A 1,704-nucleotide genomic window follows, 5' to 3' on the forward strand; every position below is an offset into this window, starting at 1 on the left:
CTATAAACCGCTGTCGCGTCATCGGTCGCTGCGGTGTAAATAACCGAGCTGGCACCAGAATTTTCGTCAATGGCATCCGCCAGAGCCCCGGAGGTAAATACAGGCCCCACTTCATCCAGGTTGTTGACCGCCAGAGTGACGGTCTGGCTATCTTGTAAACCCGCACCATCGGTGGCGATGACAGTAAAGTTGTAGCTTGGTTTGGTTTCGTAGTCGGCATCCGCCAACAAGGTGACTTCGCCGGTGGCTGAGTTGATACTGAAGTACGCTGCATCTGCACCCGACAGACTGAAACTCACACCATCAGAAATATCAGCAGAGTCATCAGCGGTGGCGGTATACACCACTTGCCCGGCACCTGAGCTTTCGTCAATGGCAGTGGCGATAGCGCCAGATGTAATGCTTGGCGCTGCTTCATCCAGGTTATTCACCGCCAGCGTCACAGTTTGATCGGTGTGGTTACCGGCTCCATCGGTGGCGGTGACGGTAAAGCTGTAGCTTGGTTTGGTTTCGTAATCAGCGTCGGCCAATAAGGTGACTTCACCGGTGGCTGAGTTGATGCTGAAATACGCTGCATCGGCTCCCGAGAGGCTATAAACCGCTATCGCATCATTGGTTGTGGCTGTGTAAATAACCGAGCTGGCACCAGAGTTTTCATCAATGGCATCCGCCAGACTCCCGGAGTTAAATACCGGGCCTGACTCATCCAAATCATTGACCGCCAGCGTCACGGTCTGATCAGTGAAGTGACCGGCCCCATCGGTGCCAGTTACAGTAAAACTGTAGTTTGGTTTGGTCTCGTAATCAGCGTCGGCCAATAAGGTGACTTCACCGGTGGCCGAGTTGATGCTGAAATACGCAGCATCTGCACCCGACAGACTGAAACTCACACCATCAGAAATATCAGCAGTGTCATCAGCAACAGCGGTATACACCACTTGCCCAGCACCGCTGTTTTCATCGATGGCAGTCGCGGTATCACCAGAGGTAATCGTCGGTGCGACTTCATCGAGGTTATTGACCGCCAGCGTAACGGCTTGGTCCGTGTGGTTACCCGCCCCATCAGTAGCTGTGACGGTAAAGCTGTAACTGGCTTTTGTTTCGTAGTCGGCATCAGCCAATAACGTCACTTCGCCTGTAGCGGAGTTGATGCTGAACAGTGACGCATCTGTACCAGACAACGAATAAACCACTGCCGCGTCGTCCGTGGTCGCGGTGTAAATCACCGTGTTTTCACCGGAGTTTTCGTCAATGGCATCCGCCAGAGTCCCAGAGGTAAATACAGGCCCCACTTCATCCAGGTTATTCACCGCCAGGGTGACAGTTTGATCGGTAAAGTTACCAACCCCATCAGTCGCGGTGACGGTAAAGCTATAACTGGACTTGGTTTCGTAGTCGGCATCCGCCAACAAGGTGACTTCGCCGGTGCTGGCATCAATCGAGAAGTAAGCCGCATCGTCGCCGGAGAGCGAGAAAACTACGCCATCAGAGATATCAGCAGAGTCATCAGCAACAACGGTATACACCACTTGCTCGGCACCAGGGTTTTCATCAATCGCAGTGGCGATAGCGCCAGATGTAATGGTTGGTGCGACTTCATCGAGGTTATTGACTGCTAAGATGACGGTTTGGTCGGTGTGGTTACCGGCTCCATCGGTGGCGATTACAGTAAAGTTGTAGCTGGACTTGCTCTCATAATCCGCA

Annotated in this window: 1 protein-coding gene; it reads right to left on the reverse strand. The window is 52.9% G+C overall.

The genetic code is table 11. The annotated features are described in order from the left end of the window. A partial coding sequence (locus tag Q8W24_RS16725; protein ID WP_305476029.1) for a cadherin repeat domain-containing protein occupies positions 1–1,704 on the reverse strand: 1,704 nt, incomplete at both ends.

The sequence above is a fragment of the Oceanobacter sp. 4_MG-2023 genome (assembly GCF_030689165.1).
Taxonomy (GTDB): domain Bacteria; phylum Pseudomonadota; class Gammaproteobacteria; order Pseudomonadales; family Oceanobacteraceae; genus Oceanobacter.